The sequence below is a fragment of the Bdellovibrionales bacterium genome (genome assembly GCA_016716765.1).
Classification (GTDB): Bacteria; Bdellovibrionota; Bdellovibrionia; order Bdellovibrionales; family UBA1609; genus JADJVA01.
This window is the reverse complement of record JADJVA010000006.1, coordinates 241,149-260,569: the sequence shown is the minus strand read 5'-3', so window position 1 is coordinate 260,569 and position 19,421 is coordinate 241,149. Positions and strand designations below refer to the sequence as shown.

General features: G+C 44.6%; 14 protein-coding genes. 7 read left to right on the top strand and 7 right to left on the bottom strand.

The features are described from left to right. Positions 1-39: 39 nt before the first annotated feature. The 3 genes from IPL83_05115 to IPL83_05105 all read left to right on the top strand — a co-directional run bounded on the left by IPL83_05115 (position 40) and on the right by IPL83_05105 (position 4,316). Positions 40-1,368: a twitch domain-containing radical SAM protein gene (locus IPL83_05115; protein ID MBK9038535.1), complete on the top strand. Its 1,329-nt coding sequence runs from the start codon at positions 40-42 to the stop codon at positions 1,366-1,368. Between the two features lie 224 nt (positions 1,369-1,592). Continuing rightward, entirely contained in the window at positions 1,593-2,567 is a 975-nt protein-coding gene (locus tag IPL83_05110) for an FHA domain-containing protein (protein MBK9038534.1), read from the top strand. Between the two features lie 96 nt (positions 2,568-2,663). Next, the gene (locus IPL83_05105) at positions 2,664-4,316 is read left to right on the top strand and encodes a hypothetical protein (GenBank protein ID MBK9038533.1); all 1,653 of its coding nucleotides are present in this window, start codon (positions 2,664-2,666) and stop codon (positions 4,314-4,316) included. Between the two features lie 50 nt (positions 4,317-4,366). On the opposite strand, the gene IPL83_05100 is transcribed toward IPL83_05105, so the two are convergent. The 5 genes from IPL83_05100 to IPL83_05080 all read right to left on the bottom strand — a co-directional run bounded on the left by IPL83_05100 (position 4,367) and on the right by IPL83_05080 (position 8,432). After that, the gene (locus IPL83_05100) at positions 4,367-4,843 is read right to left on the bottom strand and encodes a hypothetical protein (GenBank protein ID MBK9038532.1); all 477 of its coding nucleotides are present in this window, start codon (positions 4,841-4,843) and stop codon (positions 4,367-4,369) included. A 271-nt stretch (positions 4,844-5,114) separates the two neighbouring features. Next, positions 5,115-5,783 (bottom strand): TIGR00266 family protein, encoded by a 669-nt coding sequence (locus tag IPL83_05095; GenBank protein MBK9038531.1) that lies wholly within the window; start codon positions 5,781-5,783, stop codon positions 5,115-5,117. Positions 5,784-5,796: 13 nt separating this feature from the next. Further along, positions 5,797-6,477 carry a TIGR00266 family protein gene (locus IPL83_05090; GenBank protein ID MBK9038530.1) on the bottom strand — a complete coding sequence of 227 codons (681 nt, stop codon included), beginning with the start codon at positions 6,475-6,477 and terminating at the stop codon, positions 5,797-5,799. 1 nt (position 6,478) lies between these two features. Continuing rightward, positions 6,479-7,180 (bottom strand): TIGR00266 family protein, encoded by a 702-nt coding sequence (locus tag IPL83_05085; GenBank protein ID MBK9038529.1) that lies wholly within the window; start codon positions 7,178-7,180, stop codon positions 6,479-6,481. An 85-nt stretch (positions 7,181-7,265) separates the two neighbouring features. Further along, complete coding sequence (locus tag IPL83_05080) at positions 7,266-8,432, bottom strand: M48 family metallopeptidase (protein ID MBK9038528.1); 1,167 nt, start codon at positions 8,430-8,432, stop codon at positions 7,266-7,268. Positions 8,433-8,862: 430 nt separating this feature from the next. On the opposite strand from IPL83_05080, the gene IPL83_05075 reads away from it, so the two are divergent. The 4 genes from IPL83_05075 (at position 8,863) to IPL83_05060 (ending at position 14,227) form a co-directional block, all read left to right on the top strand. Then, positions 8,863-9,585, top strand: a complete 723-nt coding sequence (locus IPL83_05075; GenBank protein MBK9038527.1) for a peroxiredoxin — start codon at positions 8,863-8,865, stop codon at positions 9,583-9,585. A 118-nt stretch (positions 9,586-9,703) separates the two neighbouring features. Then, on the top strand, positions 9,704-11,176 hold the full coding sequence (locus tag IPL83_05070) for a YdiU family protein (GenBank protein MBK9038526.1): 1,473 nt from the start codon (positions 9,704-9,706) through the stop codon (positions 11,174-11,176). Between the two features lie 131 nt (positions 11,177-11,307). Further along, positions 11,308-11,952 carry a thioredoxin domain-containing protein gene (locus IPL83_05065; protein ID MBK9038525.1) on the top strand — a complete coding sequence of 215 codons (645 nt, stop codon included), beginning with the start codon at positions 11,308-11,310 and terminating at the stop codon, positions 11,950-11,952. A 292-nt stretch (positions 11,953-12,244) separates the two neighbouring features. Continuing rightward, positions 12,245-14,227, top strand: a complete 1,983-nt coding sequence (locus IPL83_05060) for a hypothetical protein (GenBank protein MBK9038524.1) — start codon at positions 12,245-12,247, stop codon at positions 14,225-14,227. A gap of 323 nt (positions 14,228-14,550) precedes the next feature. Here the strand turns inward: IPL83_05060 and IPL83_05055 are convergent, their stop codons facing one another. Further along, the gene (locus tag IPL83_05055) at positions 14,551-17,151 is read right to left on the bottom strand and encodes a PAS domain S-box protein (protein ID MBK9038523.1); all 2,601 of its coding nucleotides are present in this window, start codon (positions 17,149-17,151) and stop codon (positions 14,551-14,553) included. Continuing rightward, positions 17,148-19,256 (bottom strand): hypothetical protein, encoded by a 2,109-nt coding sequence (locus IPL83_05050; protein MBK9038522.1) that lies wholly within the window; start codon positions 19,254-19,256, stop codon positions 17,148-17,150. The genes IPL83_05055 and IPL83_05050 overlap by 4 nt, the downstream gene beginning before the upstream one ends. Between the last annotated feature and the right edge of the window lie 165 nt (positions 19,257-19,421).

Below are 19,421 nucleotides of genomic sequence, written 5' to 3'. Positions count from 1 at the left end.
AGGGTGGATTTTGTCAGTTTCAAAAGTAGGGGGGAAAGAATGAGTGAAAAAGATATTCTGAATGAAAAAAAGGCAGCCTTTCTTTGTCCAATGGCTTGGCTAGCAACTGGGGTCTCTGCGCCAGGTTTTCTGAGACTCTGTTGCAACTCGGATGAAAAGAGCTTCATCACTGGACAAGATGGCTCGCCGCTTGAATTTCTTGAACAAAACTCCATCAGCGAATATTATAATAACGATTTCATGAGAAGTATCCGAGTGCAAATGAAATCTGGAGAGATACCTGCTGCTTGCAAAAGGTGTGCGGAGATTGAATCTCACGGAATTGATTCGCCTCGCAGTCAATACTTAAAAAAATTCGGCGATAGCCTAGATAAGGCAGTCAGCGAAATGTCTCCCGATGGAACACTGACTTCGCTGAAAATTAAATATTTGGATTTTGCGCTAGGTGGAAAATGCAACCTAAAATGTCGAATGTGCCTTCCTGAAGTATCAACCGCCATTGCACGAGATTGGACTGACTTAGGACTTAAATTCAATTCCGCTCACGTCACTGCGGCCGCTCGAGTTGGAAACGCTCCTGTAAATGATAAATTTGAATCTTTTATTCGAAGCATCTTGCCGCATCTCAGCGAAATTCAATTTACTTCGGGCGAACCCCTCCTCAGCGCACATCATTTTTTTCTTCTTGAGACAGCGGTCGCCTGTGGACTGAGTTCTCAAATATCTCTTATTTACTTCACTAATCTAACCCATGTGCCTACGGGAATTGAAAAGCTATGGACCCAGTTTCAACGGGTTTCTGTTTTTGTGAGCCTTGATGGGACCGGCGCCCTCAATGACTACATTCGCTACCCCTCGAAATGGGGCAAAATCAGGAAAAATCTTGATTTCTTAGTACAGCTGAAAAAGGAAAACCATCACTTGGATGTTTACGTCAACACGGTCTTTCAAAGCTACGGTCTTCTCGGATTGTCAGATCTCATTCGATTTTTGATCCCCTATCGGGAGATGGTGCCTCCGATACCTGCCCTCAATTACATTGGACATCCCGTGTACCATGATCCGGCCGCCCTCCCCGGTGAAATTAAATCGCTGGCCTTGAATCGAATCAATGAAGTTTTAAATGAGTTTCATCAGGAGTTGGAACCATTTCATCAAGTCCAAAACCTTCTTCGAGTGCACCTAGACAGGATGATCTCTGTCGATCGCTCCGATCTGCTTCCACAGTTTGTTGCTTTTACCCACGGCCTAGATCGCCAAAGAAACCAAAATATTCTGGACGTCATTCCAGAATTTAAATCCTTTATGAACCAAAATTTGAGCAATATTCATAGCGAAGAATCCCAATTCAGTACTTTCTCAATTTGATCGATGATGAAAATTTATTCATTGTCGCTATTGTGTGCATGTTTGCGTTAAAACCATGAAATGCCATCCTTTGCTCATAGCGCAATTTCAAATAGACACTGATCGTGTAAATGTCTTGGTCTATAAAGACACCGTTTGCTCCTTGCAAACACAACAGTAGAACGGCACAAACATTGCGAGGATAATTCCATTGGTGTAGGATACAAGTAGTTGAGGGGGTTGCGGTGGAACAAGCGATTCAAAATAAGACGAGCAAAATTTTTAGAGTTTGCGTCCTTTCTCCAAATGATATTCAGACCGCCTACGTCCCCCTCGAGAAATTTAGCATCGGCTCGATGCCAAAGTTGCCAATTGTTCTTCGCGAGAAGGGCGTCGAAAAAAGACATTTGGTTGTATCCTGCGTGCAGGATCAGATTTGGATTACCGATCAAAACACAGCGACAGGAACCAAAGTCAATGGAAACCTTATTCCATCGAACATTCCTCACCGTTACTGCCCGGGAGACAGAATTACCGTTGGCGAGAGTCAATTCTCGATTCAAATCGATCTTTATCATCAAGTTTTCGATGAGGAGCTCGGTCCAAATAGATTAATGGATGCAGCCCTTGAAAAGGTGAAGTTAGTTGAACAAGAAAAGCTTAAGGACATCGAAAAGCAATTTTCAAATACAAAACTTGAGTGCGATGCTCTGAAAACTCAGGCCCTTGATAAGGCAGACGAAATCATATCGATTGCTGAACTCAGAGGAAGGGAAATTGTAGCGAACATGGAGCAGGAGTTTGAATCAAGATTTCAGGCCGTTGAGCAGGAACGACTAAGAATCGAGGATGAAAGAAAAACGATAAACATCAATCTTGAAAAACTCCGCCAAGAGATTGTATTAAAGAGCGACCAACAAGCCGAAGAGTCCGCAAAAAAAATTATTGACGATGCGAAATTGAAGGCCACCGAATATCTTTCTAAAGTTAAAGTAGAAAATCAACTCAATCGCGAGAGAATGATCGCACAAGCAACCACAGATGCAGAATCTATTCGCCGTCAGGCCGAAGTTCAAGGTGAAAACATCCTGAGGGAATATCAGGAGAAAGCAGCTCAGGCGCTCGATTTGGCAGAAACCCATGCAAATGAAAAATGTTTCAAATTGACCAGAAAGCTCTACAGCTTCGCAAACAGGCTGAATTGGATGTCCAGTCCATAATTAATCAATCTAGAGATAAGGCTTCACAAATAATTCAGGAAGGTCAAAACCACTGGCGAGAAATATTTAACAGATGCCAGAGAGCGGGCTGCGACGATGAGATCTGAAGCACAAACATCAGTTGATGCTATTTTACGTAAAGCTCAGACAGCAGCAATTGAGATTAAAAATGAAGCGGATACTTATGCCCAACGAGTGTTATCTGAGGCGAAGGAATCCCAAATTGAACTGAGAAAAAATATTGATGGGGAAATCAAAAATGACTTAGAACGGGCACAAAAGGAGAGCTTCTTGATACGCTCAAGAGCTGAAGATGACGTTACTCAAATCATAAAGGAGGCTCAACAAAGATCTCTTGAGATTTTTCAATCAGCACAGGCCGAAGCCAGTGCATTTCTTGATGAGCGAAGAGAGGAAAGCTCCAAAGTGGTCACACAAGCTCAAGAGGATGTCACCCAGATTTTGAAGGCGGCACGCCAAGCGGCCACAATCTTACAGGTAGAGGCCGAACAAAAGGCCTCGGAGATTCATCGCCAAAACCTGCGAATGAGCGAGAAAAAAGCGAAGGAGATGATTGACCTGACTGAAAATAAAATGATGGATCTTTACAAGCACAAAGAGCTAAAATGCGTTGAGATTATCGATGAAGCCAGAGCTAAGGCAAATGTGATTTTGGAAGAGGCCAGAGCAAATTCACGCAAACTGATAGAAGAGGCACAACTCAATGCTGCCGAAATTCAACATGTTGAAACAGCGAGGATCATTGATGCGGCCTCCATCAAAGCTGAGGAGACACGGGAGTCCGCTCACATTGATGCTGAAAAAATTAGAGAATCGGCTCGGAGTGAAGCCGCAGAGCTCAAGGCAAATGCTAATATCTCGATTGCCTCTATTTATTCTGAAGCTCAATCAAAAGCAGATGAAGTCTTTCACCAGAGAGAAATTGAGGCGAACAAGATTGTCGAGTCGGCTCAGTTTCAGTCAAATGAGGTGAGAGCCAGAGCGCAAAGAGAGGCTGATGAAACCATCCAACAAGCCCATCACCTTCTTTTTGAATTTCGCCAAAGGGCGGATAAGGAATCTGAAAAGATTATCTCCCAAGCAAATTTATTTGCGAAAAATTCAACGGACCAATTGGAAACTGAAAGAATTCGAATTCTTGAGGACGCACGCGCTCAAGCTTCTCAATTTTTGGTTTCCCGCCAGACAGAGACGAACGATGAAATTCATCGCATGATGGAGCAAGCAAGACTGGAACTTCACTCTGCAAAGGATGAAGCCAAAGAAATTTTGCTCGAAGCCAAATCGAGGTCTGATGAAATGCTGGATAGTTCTCAGAAGGAATGTGAGAGCAGAAGAGAAGTATTAGAAAGGGAAATGGAGAGATCCCGTGAACTTGAGATTTCCAGAATTGAAGAGCAGTGGCAGATTCAAACTAAAATTTTGGAGAACAAAAGGCGCCACGAGTTCAGTCTTCTAGTTGAAAATCTTGAGATCGGCATTAGGTCAGCATTAAAAGGAATTATTTTGGACTCTACAAGTGAAGATGATTTAAAACGATTCTTTGAAGAAGTAAGCATGATTGTTCAACACTCCATATCCAGTGGTCAGACTGAACCAAATGGAGAAACTCCCGTTAACGGAAGTGAATCAGAAAAGGAGAGCCTATCAAAGCGTCTCTTTTCGTTTCGACGTTCTGAACCGTCCGACAAAGCAGACAAGAAGAAGCTTTCAGTCGTACCCGCTTAGACGATAAATTAGCTGGTACGACGCGAGGGCTGTGGGGCCCTAGGCCCCTACTATCTTTGTGATTCTGACCTAACTTGATTATTGCTATCAGCTAGAATTGGATTCTTCGATAGAGCCGGACCGATGGCAAATTTGAACTTTTCTTGAAAGCCACCTGCAACTTGACACGAATGACCTGAAAGCCAACTGGGACCATTCCCGTCGCCGACCACGATGAGCAAGGCTAAGTGCCGTGAAATCGCATAGGTGTACTCAACGCCTAAACCTCGAAACTCAATAAAATGGCTTGATAGGCCTGAACTATAACCCTGCCTGTTTAGCTCAACCGAAGAATCCTCTATAAGGCTTCTGAGTTTCCCCTCATCATAATAGTAGGCACTTAATTTGAACTCAGGACCGATCTGATACACGACGATTTTAAAGGAGGCCGACCGACAGAGTAGAATGAGCTTTCTTTCATCTCGACCAGAAGAAGGGGCACTGGATAACAGAGCGATTAATAAAATTGGTATCCATTTTTTCATCATATCCACCACTTATTGAGAAGATTATTTCGATTGATGATTTTCACTGCTGACGAGCTCAGTCATATTCGTGAGCAAACTGAATGCCAAATGGGTCGACGTAAGAGACAGCCTCCTCCACCTGAAGAGGCGAGCTCATGCCATATCCATAGCTTGAGCTTGAAAATAATATCAAATTGACCATTTAATTCTATTTTTAGAAATCGAAAGCCATTTCAAAGTCAACGAACCTGTGTTGATTTATTGTCAACGTGAATGCTCGCGATGGAAAAGACTAAGCGCGCGAACTTTTCACTGGGCGATAGGCATTTGCCCATGAAATAAGGGAAGCTGGTTTTTTCGTCTGAATAAAAACTTTTCCCTGACCGCGAAACCTGCAAACAAAGCCCTCTCCGGAGAATAATAAAGACTTGTAACCGCCCAATCTGACGACATCGTATTCGACTCCTTCGGTAAACGCAACAATGTGTCCGTTATCAATAGTCAAATTGTCCGATACATCCAAAGACTCAATAGCACCATATGAGTTAAACCAAACATCGCCAGTTCCCACCATCTTAATCAAAAACCAGCCCGCTCCGCTCAATAACCCCTGACTCAGCCTTTGAAACTTGGTTTCGTAACTAACACCCTCTGTGTGCGCCACATAGCTTGATGATGAAATATAGACAGTCTGGCTATTGAGCGAAAGATGCCCAATATCTCCACTGGGCCCCGGAGCAATAGCTACCTCACCAGCAAAACCCTGAGCCTCAAATTCAGAGATAAACAGACTTTCCTTGGATATAAAACGACGAAGTCCACCCTTAAATAAGGCTCGCATCTTCATATTCGCAGACATCCAGGCCATCGCAGAAGCCTCTACAAAAAGCTTTTTTCCTTCTGGCACTTCAACCGTCAGGAGAGCGAATTCAGGCCTGCACTTTATATCAAAAGACATCATGAAAATTCTCCCGTCATTGCTGTCTCGGCCTCAAGTATTCTTTCATCTCTCCTCCAAAAACCCGTGGGCTGTGACTCTGACACCAAACAGTCCCCTGACCGTTAAAGCGACAAACAAAACCTTCTCCACTTAAAAAGGCGTCAATCCACGATCTGCTGACTTTTGAAATGCTAAATGAAAGGGTTTCCTCAAAGGCCACAATATGACCCGTATCAACGATATACTCACCGTCAACTTGAATTGGGTAGATGAAGCCAAAACTTCCCAATATTACCTTTCCATTTCCTTGGGCCTTTACCCAAAAAATGCCTTCTCCTGAAAACAAGGATTTAAAGCCCTGCCACTCCAAATCAATATGCACATCATCTTCACAGGCAATATAGCTCCCACCCGAGATCACCAGCTTCTCGCCTTTTAATTCGTGAACAATAATATCTCCGGGAAGCGGAGTTCCTATCCAAACCTGGCCTGGCTCTATGGCCTTGAATCGATTAATGAAAAAACTCTCACCGCTGACGATCCTCCTGAGGCCCGCTAAAACACCGCCGCCTTTTTTCTGCCGTGTCGTCGTTTCGACATCAATCTTGCCCCTCATTGCTAACAAAGCACCAGATTCTGCGGAGAGAATCTCTCCCGCCAAAAGATGGCAAATGGCTGCGGTTCCTGCTGGTGCATATTTGATTTCAACTTCCATATTACCCCCAAAACCGCGGATTCAACCACTGAGCCAGACCCTTCACACTTCTTGTCTGCAACTGAATCCTACCAAACCCAGAAAGGCGCAAGACAAATCCTTCACCCGAAAAAACGCTAGAAAACAATCCTCCAGCAAGAGTCAGTTTAAGCTTGACTGTCGGCGGATAAGATAACAGATGGCCCGAATCGACGATCAGGTCCCCCTGAATGTCACGTTCAATTACGGCCCCATAAGCCCCATACCACAGTTTGCCCGTCCCCTGGTAACACAAGCGAAACAACCCCTCTCCAGCAATGAGACTTGCAAATCCGGCCCAGGACACACTGGCCCTTACTGTTGGCGATCGCGCGATAAATGAACCACGCTCAATAAAAATAGTCTCATTTTGAAGATTTCTCTCCACTATGTCCCCAGGTGTTGGCTGAGTGAAGTGAATCTCGCTGCCTTGGGCCTTTGGATTCCTATAATAATTAACAAAAAAACTCTCCTTGCCCAAGAATTTTGAAATCAAACCCTGAATGATTCCTCCATTGATGAACGTCTCACATTCAATGTTGGGGTGTTGACTTGCCATCGCTCCAGGCTCAACAACCAATACCTCACCCGCGGCCAATGAAACCCTGAGCATGCGAAACGAATCGCTTCCAATTCTTTCGATTTGAGACATCGAAAATTCTGTTTGAGGAACAGAAGTATTCATCTTTGGCTCCCTCCACTTGGGCAAAAAGAATTCAAATTCAAACTCAAAATCAGAATCAAAGTCAGAATCAGAATCAGAATCAGAATCAGAACTTATCCTTAACTTCTCTCTTAAATCCAGAATAATCAAATTCCATTTCTCTGTATTCAACACCCTTCGACAATTCATTTGATTTTTCAATGATTTGCTCAATTCTCTTATCAACTTCTGGATGCGAACTAAGCAATTCAATTTTGTTAAGCTTTTCAAGCACTTCTGGGGCTGGAGACTGCTGAACCATCTTCTTTGTCTCAGCATTTATCCGATTCAAGGCCGTCGCCAACCCAGTTGGACGTACCCCGTTCTGAATGAGAAATTCAATCGCTAGGCGATCGGCCTCTTCTTCTAGTCTCCGAGAGTATTGCAAATTAAGCAGAGGTCCCCCTTGATCAATTGCCACAGCCACCAAGCCAGAAACGTCGCCAAGAAGTCCCTGAAATATCACAAACATACCAAGCCCCTGAAACACGGAACTCATAACATGTCGGCGCTGCACATGAATCATTTCGTGCGCCACAACTCCCATCAGTTCCTCTGAACTCTCAAGCAGCTGAATCAGACCTTTGTTCACAAATATGTGCCCGCCCAAAGTTGCGTAAGCATTGGGAACAGTATCGGAAGAAATGTGAAAGGTAAAAGAATCCGCATTCCATGAGCTCCAATCCCTTTTTCCTTTTTCATCCTTGGAAAATTGAAGAGGCGAAAACATTGCGCCCAGTTTTTCTACGACAGATTTCTGTTCAAGATTAATGATTGGATTAAAAACTCTATTTCCTAAACTTCTCTCCCATTTGTACGGCACCAGTCTTGCTACCGCTCCAAAAACGTCCGCACGATATACAATCAATGCACCGAAAAGAGCTACCATCATTACGACTAAAAACGAAACCAAAAAAGCTCCGCCATTTCTGTCTGAGCTCAAGAATTTGATTTGCTCCTCGAGCCCCTTATTCTGCCCCAAATATTCACAGTTCTTTTTGTTGAATTCGACATAACAAATACTTTGATCCAACACAGGCGATTCGATAAACAAGAGACTGTCTCGATTTCCTCCTCGCTTGAGAGTGACTTTAGATAAAGGAATACTTAGCGATGATCCATCGACAGTTTTCCCTTCCTCACAGACCTCGATGAAAAAAGAGTCGCCCCGGATTGCAATCTGGGCAGAGGACCGCCTGTTCGCATCTACTCTATGAACTAATAAGCCACGCAAAAACTCCAGAAGTAGGCTCCTTCAACAGATTGGGGAGTCAATCTAACTGACAAACAGTCAATGCTCGAAATAGTGTTGACCAGCACGAAGATGCATCACATCATGAGCATGAAAATGCTTTGTTGTAGCAACTGAACTGATCGACATCATTTTCTCCCCTCGAAAATGGATTTTCCACCGCGCAGAAAATTTAAAAAAACCCGCTATCAGTTCTTATCTTATTTTAGGTGATTGAGCAAGCAAGGCCCCAAAGTACAGATTGAAATACCCTATTTTCAAATAGTTAGTAAAGAAAGGAGACCAAAACCATAGTTGTTGCATTTCTCTGTCATTCACATAGGATGAGGCGCAGGTCCTAAGGAACACTGACTTGGAATGACAGGACTCGATTTTGTCAACCACCCCCGACTCCAAAATGAGGAATAACCAAATGGCAAAAAAAATAAAAGTGAAAGCCTCTGCTAAAAAAACAACAGCAAAGGCCACAAAAACAGCAGCAAAAGCCAATAAGACAACAGCATCTAAGAAGGTCGCCTTAACCAAAAAGACACAAGCAGCCAAGAAGGTGACTCTATCCAAGAAATCCACTGCGACCAAGAAGACAATCGCGACCAAAAAAGTGGCTTCGAAGGCCAGTAAACAAAATGTAATAAAATCAGTACAATCCCAGGTTGGCACTGTGCCAGCCGTCTCATTGGGCCAGCTGGTTCCTGACTTTTCTCTACTTGCAACTGGAGCCAAGCAGTTCCAATTGTCCGCGATGAAGGGAAAAAAAATAGTACTTTATTTTTATCCGAAGGATGCCACTCCTGGCTGCACTATCGAAGGACACGATTTTACAAAATTGCACAACGAATTCAAAAGTAAAAATGCAGAGGTTTACGGAGTGTCTCGAGATTCGATTTCATCTCATGAAAAATTTAAAGACAAGCAATGCTACAGTATTGATTTGATCAGTGACCCCGAGGAAAAGATCTGTCGAACATTTGGAGTTATCAAAACTAAGAATATGTACGGGAAAAAAGTCTTAGGAATTGAACGTTCCACTTTTGTTCTCGATGAGAACGGGCAACTTGAAAAGGAATGGCGCGGGGTATCTGTCGAGGGTCATGCTCAAGAAGTCCTTGATTACCTTGGAAGTAAAAAACAGTAAGCAGACACCTCTTTTAAGTGTTTACGCGCCTGTTTCTGTCTCTGGTCAGAGCTAGAGCTCTGACTCTGACTCTGACTCTGACTCTGCAAGTATCACTCAGACAATGGCGAACTTTCAAATGATCAATTTTACGCATAGCTACTCACAACTCCCCAATCGATTTTATCAAAATGTGATGCCAACGCCGTCATCTAACCCCAGTTTAATACTCAAAAACGATGAGTTGCTGCATGAGCTACAAGTTGACCTCAGCGAACTAAGTGAAAAAGAAATCGCTCAGATATTTTCGGGAAATAAATTGGCAGAGACTTGTGTTCCAATTGCACTTGCTTACGCTGGCCATCAGTTCGGACATTTTACACCAAAACTGGGAGATGGCAGAGCCATTCTCTTGGGTGAGGTCATCGACACGAAGGGCAGAACACGCGACATTCAGCTCAAAGGCGCTGGAAGAACCGAATTTTCTCGACAGGGTGATGGACGGGCAGCTCTGGGCCCTGTCATACGCGAATACATTGTGAGCGAGGCCATGAATTCCCTTGGAATTCCGACAACCCGATCACTGGCGATGGTTTTAACAGGAGATCGAGTGTATCGGGACAGGGACATGCCGGGCGCTATTTTGACGCGAGTTGCAGCCTCCCACATCCGCATTGGCACATTTGAATATTTCGCCTCCCGCAAGGATTGGGAGGCCGTTAAAATACTAGCCGGTTATGTCATCGATCGACATTATCCCAGCGCCAGAAATGCCTCAAATCCTTATCTTGGATTACTCGATGCCGCAGTCAAAGCTCACGCTCATCTCGTCGCTCAGTGGATGCTCGTTGGCTTTATCCATGGTGTGATGAATACAGACAATATGGCAATCTCCGGCGAGACTATAGATTATGGTCCCTGCGCATTTATGGACTTCTATGATCCCAATATGGTCTTTAGTTCGATTGACCATCAAGGCCGGTATGCTTTTAGTAACCAGCCTGCCATCGCCCAGTGGAACCTCGGAATGCTCGCCACTTGTCTGTTACCTTTTGTCGATGCAAATGAGATGAAGGCCAAGGATCTTGCCAAAGAAGTCATCCATTCATTTGGTGAGATATTCCGTTCACATTGGTTGGCTGGGATGAGAAAAAAAATTGGACTCGATAACTCACTGGACAATGATGTCTCTCTTATTCAGGCACTCCTCAATTTGATGCACAAGGACCGTGCCGATTACACCCTCACATTTCGTAGTTTGGCAAACTGCCACGACGATAACTCCGATCTGACTGACCTCTATCATCTTTTTCCTTCGAGGTCAGAAGTCGAAATTTGGGTAAAGTTATGGCGCAGTCGCCTTCGCCAAAACGAAAATCCACACACAGATGTGAAATTGTCAATCCAAAGAGCAAATCCATCTGTCATTCCACGCAATCACCAGATTGAAAGGCTTATAAATGCGGCGATTGAAGCAGGTGACTTCAATCCCATGAATCAACTGATTGATGCCCTTTCAACTCCCTACGAAAACCCTTCAAAAACCACCCAGGCATATATTCTACCACCAGGGCCAGATGAACAAGTGGTTGAAACATTCTGTGGAACCTAACCTAACCTAACCTAACCTAATCCCACATATTATTTTTATTTCTTCCCAATTTATGTGACGACATTCATTGACGAGGTTCTCAGGCTTCAATAGGCTAAAAACAACCGGCATCAAAAAAGGAGGGGAGGAGCATGATTAGGCTCAGTGCTTTAGTTGCGTTGCTTTTGACGAGTGGTTGTGCCACGGCCTTAACTCGCCAGTCTGAAGCGAAAACCGAACAAATGAAGGCGGCTAAAAATCCCAGAGAGCCAAGGTTAGACAGCGAGAGAAGACTTATCGGAAGTGCGAATTCCGAAATCACAATCGTCGAGTACGCCGACTTCGAATGTTCCGCCTGTCGATCCGCCTTTGATGGATTAAACCGATTTAAGATAAAACATCAGGGAAAGATTCAGTTTTACTTCAAACATATGCCTCTGAATTTCCACAAAATGGCCTACCCCGCTGCTCAATATTTTGAAGCAATCCGAATGCAAGACAAAGCAAAGGCTATGAAGTTTTTTGAATATGTTTTCCAAAACCAAATGAGCCTCGCCGAAGAAGATTTTTTAAAAAAGGCAGCAGAGAAGCTTGCGGTAAATATGGTAAAATTACTTCAAGATATTAAATCCGAGCAGGTGAGAAGAATCATTGAAGATGATATAAAAGAGTTTCGTGAGTTTGACTTCAACGGCGTGCCAGTCCTTCTTCTCAATGGCACCGTCTTGGAGGGAGCCCATGATTTTGAGTCACTTGAAAAGGTTATGAATTCTTCAATTCCGAGTAAATATCAATAGGTATCGTAAGATGAAATGGTTGGACTTTATGAAAAAAAGAATTTATTTTTTCGTGGGTTTTTTTTGTTTTGCAATTGCCTTTTTGGCGGTTTATTAAAATTGTGAAAATGGATTTCAAGTTAGAAGGGGAATGATTTCAGGAAATTCAATCGAGAACCAAGCCCCGCTCGACGAACCGCCGCCCAACGAACGCCCACCCGATCAACCTCCACCCGATCAACCCCCGCCTCCACCCAATGTCTCGAAAAACCCATGGCAATTGATTGGCCCCTCCTCCGGGAGAACCACCAGCGTGTCTGTTTTGGCCAATGGCAATTTGATAGTCAGTACTTCATCCGCGGGCATGTTTAAACAGATCGATAGCCGTCCGAGCTTTGTTCCGATCAACAAGGGTTTGACCTCTCATTCTTCCCGTCGCGTTTGGGACATAAAGAAGATTGGTGAAAAATTCTACATCGCCACAAGCGATGGAATTTACGAATTGAATTCATCGGCAACAGAATGGGAGTCCCGTTATAAAGGAAAACAAGTCAGGCGAATTGCGGGGAACTCAAATAACAAAATATGGGCCATCCTTTCTGATAAAATCCTCAGATCGAACGATGGTATCAATTGGCAGGAACTCCCCACCTTGCCCACAGGTAAGCTATTTTGGGATCTTGTTGTCGGTAAAGACAATGATGTCTATATTGTTGATGCTCAAAAAGGTCTATTTCAGAGCAAAGATCAAGGTTCTACTTGGACCCTCATCGGTGATCAATGCAACCGCCAAACAACAATAGATGATAATGGAAATCTCTATTGTCTTTCGTATGTTCAAGGGGTGTCCACTATTGATCTTCTCAAACGAGAGGCCGGACAAAGTGTCTGGAGAAAAATCAACGATGTTGGATTTATGGGTGGCATTGCGTGGAAGTTTGGAACTCTCATTGTTTCGAAATCAGTGCCAAGTCTTGCTTTCTCCCGTGACAGTGGAAAATCTTTTTTTCAGTTAAATAGTGGAGCATTGGGTGCTATTTCTGTTGCCAATGCTTTTTGGGATATTAATCAGTTCTATTTTCTATCAGCGACAAGAGTTCTAGTCCCATCGGATAACGGTCTCGTTGAAGTGGATATCTCTACTGAGCCTTACCATATTGCAAAAAAATACAATCTAGACCATTACACCGAAACCTACTCATTTACCCTTGCCGGCAATACCAGCTCCCTTCAAAGTAGACCCAATTTTGTACTAGGTTTTCAGGATCACCAAGCTGTTGTATCAAGTGGACCCAAGTGGAGTGAATATTTCGGCAGTGAATCCTCTGTTTTGGATTCGCCTTTAGACGACGGCAGTCTCCACGTTCAATCTGACTGGGGAATGGGCGGTATCGTTCGCCTTGCCGACTATCCCAATAAGGAAATTTTGCTTGATAGGACGTGTATTCCCACGCCTATTATTGCTGTTAACACAGTTGGATTCGATAACCAGTCGCTCCCTAAAATCGCGTATGTTGCATGCAATAATTCAAAAAGTCTGCTTTCTTTTAGAATGACCACAAATCCTGCGGGTCTTGAAAAGAAAAGCATCTCCACTCCTGGAACGCCCTTTGTAATTGCTGTGGACCCAACGAACGGAATTCGAATGGCTGTCTTGACATCGGAAAGGGAGTTGTACTTGTCCTCGGATAGAGGCGCCAAGTGGTCCAAGTTGAGCTGGCCCACAGTAAATGTTAAATCCATCTCTTTTAATCCTTTTGACACAGATGAATTGATGATCACAATCTTAGTAGGAAGTTCCACAGGAGCATTGGCTCACAATATTTTGTTCTACAAAATATCACAACAAGCCATCACTTCCTACGCTGACCCAGACAAACCTGGAATTGATGGTGGATTTAACTTTAGTGCCACCTACGACCCATTTGAAAGAGGCCTTATCTACGCTGGTGGAGAGAATGGCTTTTTCTTTAGCGTAGATAGTGGAAAAACCTGGACATCAAACAATGAGGGGCTCTATGGCTTTGATGTTAGAAAAATCATCCCAACCCAACATCGTATTTATATTGGTGTTTGGGGATCAGGAATTGCCACAATTTCTAAAGCTGCTCTGTTAACAGACAAGTCTCCTATTCCGTGCACCTTTAGCTATTCTGACTGGAGTTCTTGCGATGTCGATGGACAAGAAACTCGAGAAGTCCTTTCGTCATCGCCCGAGAACTGCATTTCTTCACTCCCCGTTATCAGTCGAACCTGCGTATATTTATGCCCTAGACGGCAAATTGTGGGACCGTGATTCCTGTAAACTTCCCTCTGCCTTCGGTTTCAGTTCCAGCGATTCACGTACCCTTGAAAATTCTACCACCAGTACTCCTTTCAAGAATACCGACGGCTTTGTATTTGAATTCAAGAAGAAGAAACATGAGCTTCGGCAGATTCGAGATGAATATCGCAAAGACGCAATGGAAGGGATCTGACGAAAAGCACCTTGTCTTATATTGCGGAGCCAGCCACCCATAAACGAAATGAAACACAATGAAGGAGGCTAAAAATCCTAAATAACCAAGGCCAGACAGTGAGAGAAGACTTTAAAGAAAAACATCAGGGAAAGATGATGTTTTACCTCGGTCCCGCCAGTCTGGAAATCGCCAGGGCCAACTTGCGTCCATCAGCTGGCTTGGCCACATGGGACTGAAAGCCAGCTGAAAGAGCACGTTGCACGTTCTCTCGCCCCGCATAGGCTGTGAACGCGAGTGCAGGAATTTGCGCAAATCTGGAATTCAAGGCCCTGATTTTTTTTATCAGTCCGTATCCATCCTCAGTGGGCATAGCGATATCACTGACCAAGATATCGGGCATAAACTCCTCGATAGCCCCAAGAGCCTCGGAAGCGGACCCCACTGCTTTCACCTGCGCACCAAATTTCTGAAGTACAAGGCCAAAGGCCTCCCTGGCGGTTGGCTCGTCGTCCACCAGAAGAACTCGCAAGCCCTCGAGAGTCACCTCTGCCTCTGTCTCTGCCCCTATCTCTGCCTCTTTTGCTGCTAATATTACATTCACCTTCTCTGGGATCAAGACCCTAAAGCTTGCACCCATATTTTCTCCCGCACTCTCGGCTTCAACTTTCCCTTCGTGCATTTCGACTAGCTTCCGGACGATCGCAAGTCCAAGACCAAGACCAAGACCACCATAGGCACGCGTGCTCGTGCTATCTACCTGCATAAAACGCTCAAAAATGTTCGAAAGAAATTCTGATTTGATCCCTTGCCCATTATCTTTTACTTCAATTTGAATGTGCCTGCCGGTTGGGGCATTCACTAGATCAAGCAAGATCCATATTTTCCCTCCTTTATGGGAAAATTTGATCGCATTGACGATGAGATTCCACAAAATTTGCTGCAAGCGCGTAGGGTCAGCAAAAATATCCTTTATCGACGAATCAATTGTCGTCTCGATTTCGATTGATTTGCTCGCGGCCAGATTTCGAGTTGAATCGATAACAGCTGAAATGATTTTTTTTAGATCAACTTTTTGAATTCTTAGACTGAGCTTACCCGCCTGAATTCTTGAAATATCCAACAAATCATCGATCAACTGAGCCTGAGTCTTGGCACTTCGTTCTATCGCTTCAAACGCCTTTTTCTCCTTTTCGGCATCAAGGCGGCCCCCTTGAAGCATCTGGGCCCAGGAAAGAATGATGGAAATTGGCGTGCGAAGCTCATGGGAAAGTGTTGCCAGAAATTCGTCTTTGGCTAGATTTGCCTTCTTTTCCTTTATCAAAAGCTCTGCGCGCTTTTTTTCAACTTCTTTGCGTTCGGAGATATCTCGAATAATCTTGATATATCCTTTCAATTGTCCAGTGCTGTCATGAAATGCGGATGTAATAATATTTGCAAAATATCTCGATCCATCCTTACGTACCCGCCAATTCTCAACTTCGTAGCGTCCCTTTTCCTTTGCTTGCTGAAGCTCTTTCTGCATGAGCCCTCGATCTACATCTTCAGAACTATAAAAAAGGGCGTTTGTCTTGCCAACTATTTCTTCTTCCTTATACCCCGTTAGGTTTTCGCCGCCCTGGTTCCAACTGAGAATTTCGCCATCTGGACTCAGCATAAAAATAGCATAATCTCTGACAGTGTCCACAAGCGTCCGGTATTTTTCTTCAGAATCCATGACGGCCCTGATCGTCTTTTGGCGTTCAGTTATATCCTCTATTGAAAAAAGCGCGACGGTCTTACCTGAACCGTTCAGTTCGGCCCTCCTGCAGCTGATCAACATTGTTCTGTGCCCAATTTCAGGAAAATCGTGATCCACCTCGAAGCTTTGAAACTTTGAACCCTGTTCAAGAGTGAGCCGCAGGAGTTCCAATAATTTTGGAATATTCCACTCGCCAGATCCAAGTTCAAAGATTTTCCTGCCCTCCGTCTGGGACCGTGAGGCCTTAAAAGTTTCGTAGAAAATCTCGTTTGCCAAGAGAACTCTTTTGTCGGAATCAATGACCAACAAAGGAAGCGGCTGAGCTCCAATCAAATACGCAGCATCGTCCCCGGAGCGCTTCAGGTCCTCCGCCGCCTTCATGAGAAGATCTGCATTTGCCTTCACGGCATTTATATCGATGAGAGCCACAACAGCACCTTCAATCCTATTGCCTGCTGTTTTGTAGGGTCGTACCTGGAGGCGATACCAATAGCCATTCATGTCCTGTGTTTCAATCTCCTTAGCCGTCATGGATTCAATGACTTCAGAGACAATTTGATTGAGATCGGCCACCTGTATGTTCGGTTTGATGTCGCCGATCGGACGGCCCACATCACTGGGAATCAACTTCAGATCCTTGCCAGCCTTTGGGGTAAAACGGCGAATATTTCCATCCGCACCGACCATCACAATCGCAATATCAACGCTTGCAAGCAAATTAGTGAGATCATCATTGAGTCGAACCATTTCGATATTGTGTGCCTGCGCTTCATCGTTGACCATAATCAATTCTTCGTTCGCGGATTGCAATTCCTCCTTCGCCGTCTCCAGCTCTTCATTGCTACTCTGCAATTCTTCATTTGTACTTTGCAACTCCTCATTCGCGCTTTGCAGCTCTTCATTGCTGGCGATCAGCTCCTCCTGCGATGTCTCATATTCCTCAACGAGTGAGCGCTGGTGCTCGAGGGCAACCGAAAGTTTTCCCTCTAATTCAAGGTGAGATTGACTTCTGGCAAATCTCAAATTCTGATTTCGCCCCCTCTTTTTAGAAGTCTCAGAACGGGCTTGATGCTTCCTTCCAATTGATTCCCCTCTTTCCTGATCTGTCTCTTCAAAAAAATGGTGAAAAAACGCTCTTTCACTACCGGCAAAGCTGGGATCGGAACAACGTGGATGGAGAGGGTTCTTATACTGCCCTCATCATGAATCTGCAAATCTGTCTGGGTCACCGGACCATTTTTAGTACGTGACCTTTGAATGGCATTCTTTAGTTTTGCGCTCAATTCTGGATGGGCCATTCTCAAGAGATTGAGACTTGCATGCCCCGGAGAAAGCTCAAGGAAGGGAGCTGTGCGTCCACGCGATTGAATGATCTCCAATGCCTCACTGATAACGACACTTGGCGGCGCATATTTGATCAAGGCAATCCGATCTGATTCTCTTTGCAGATCAACACGAGCTGAACCAGGCTCAATCCGGCAAATCGCAGGTTCAAATTGTTCCGCAGACCTTGGTCTCAAAAGCGACATACTCAATTTAAGTGTTTTCGCGATATTTCTCTTTTGGTAGATTTTATTTGTCTTATCCGTCGCCATAAAGAGTTCAGAAAAACCACCTGTGGATTCTGATCTTCCAAGCAAGAGGATGCCACTTGGGTTCAGAGCATAATGAAAAATCGGCAAAACAGTCTTCTGGAGTTCTGTAGCAAAATAAATGAGAACATTGCGACACGAAATCATGTCAACTTTTGCAAAAGGGGGATCCCGAGTCACATCGTGACGTGAGAAAAGGCAAATGTCGCGCACACTTTTCGCGATTTTATAGCCGCCACCTTCAACTCTCTCAAAAAAAGTTTCCAGACGTTCACGCGAAACATCCTCGGAGATAGATTCCGGATAGACACCGAGGCGAGCCTTGTGCAAGATTTGCTCACTGATGTCTGATGCAAAAACTTGAAGTGGCATTCGGATTTTCGCTTCACGCTGAAACTCCATCAAGGAAATGACGAGGGAATAAACCTCTTCGCCCGTTGAACAGCCGGCCACCCATAAGCGAAAGGGAACACTGGGATCCCGGCCCTTCATATATTTGGGTAGAACAGTGTTCTTAAGTACCTCGAAAACATTTTGGTCCCGAAAAAAACTCGTGACGTTTATGATGAGATCCGAAAAAAGATCTTTCACTTCAATGGGATTGTTTTCAAGATAGACTGCATACTCTGCAAGGTCTTCAATTTTGCAGAGAAGCGTTCTTCTGGCTAGGCGCCTCTGAATCGTGCTGTTTTTATATTGAGCAAAATTAACACCAGCTTGAGCTCGAAGAAGAGAAAAAATCTTCGCAAGGTTTTCGCTTGTCGTCCCCTTCGGCAGATTCTGTTCTCTCTCACCTTCGGGCAAAACGACGTAGGAATGTTTGGCAATTCGAGCAAGTTCGGCCGCCAGTCCTTGAGGAGGACAAATCAAATCAACAGCCCCAGAAGCAATGGCGCTTCGAGGCATACCGTCAAATTTCGCCGTCTGAGGATCCTGAACAAGTGCAATGCCACCCTGATTTTTAATCGCAAGCAGTCCCTGTGTTCCGTCACAAGCCGTCCCGGATAAGACAACCCCAATGGCCTGACTCTTGCGATACTCCGAGAGCCGTCGAAAAAAGAAATCCAGAGGCATGTGCTGGCCACGTGTTTCAAAACGGGGCAAAATCTTGAACCCACCCCCAGAAAGGTCCAAATTGCAGTTTGGCGGAATCACGTAAACGTGATTCGGTCGCACGGGCATCCCTTCTTTAACCTCTATCACGGGCATTTTCGTTGATCTGGAAAGAATGTCAGCAGACATGCTTCCATGCGTCGGATCCAGGTGCTGTATGATCACAAATGCCATTCCAGTGTCGACAGGAAGGGAGGACAATAGGTCTCTGAGTGCCTGCAGTCCCCCCGCTGAAGCTCCGATGGCAGCAATTGGAAAATTTGCTTGTTCTGGGGCGGATTTGAGCGAGGAAACCTTGCCGGACTTTGATCCCTTGCCTTTATAGCGACTCGCCACCTTTGGCGCACTCGCACCTCGAACTCTCCCTAAAGATCTTCCCTGAGAGACTTTCTTTTTGGTTTTTTTCATTTTCCTTTTTGCCAACCCAACCTCCCTGCGTCGGTGGAACTTGCAAATGAGACAAAAAAACCCACGATAAAGCGCGGCAGAAGCATCCCTGGTTCTTGCTTCTGCTTAAGAGGAATAAACCAATTCAACCAACATACAACAAACCATCAGAGGAACAACATTAACATAGTATTAAAAAAA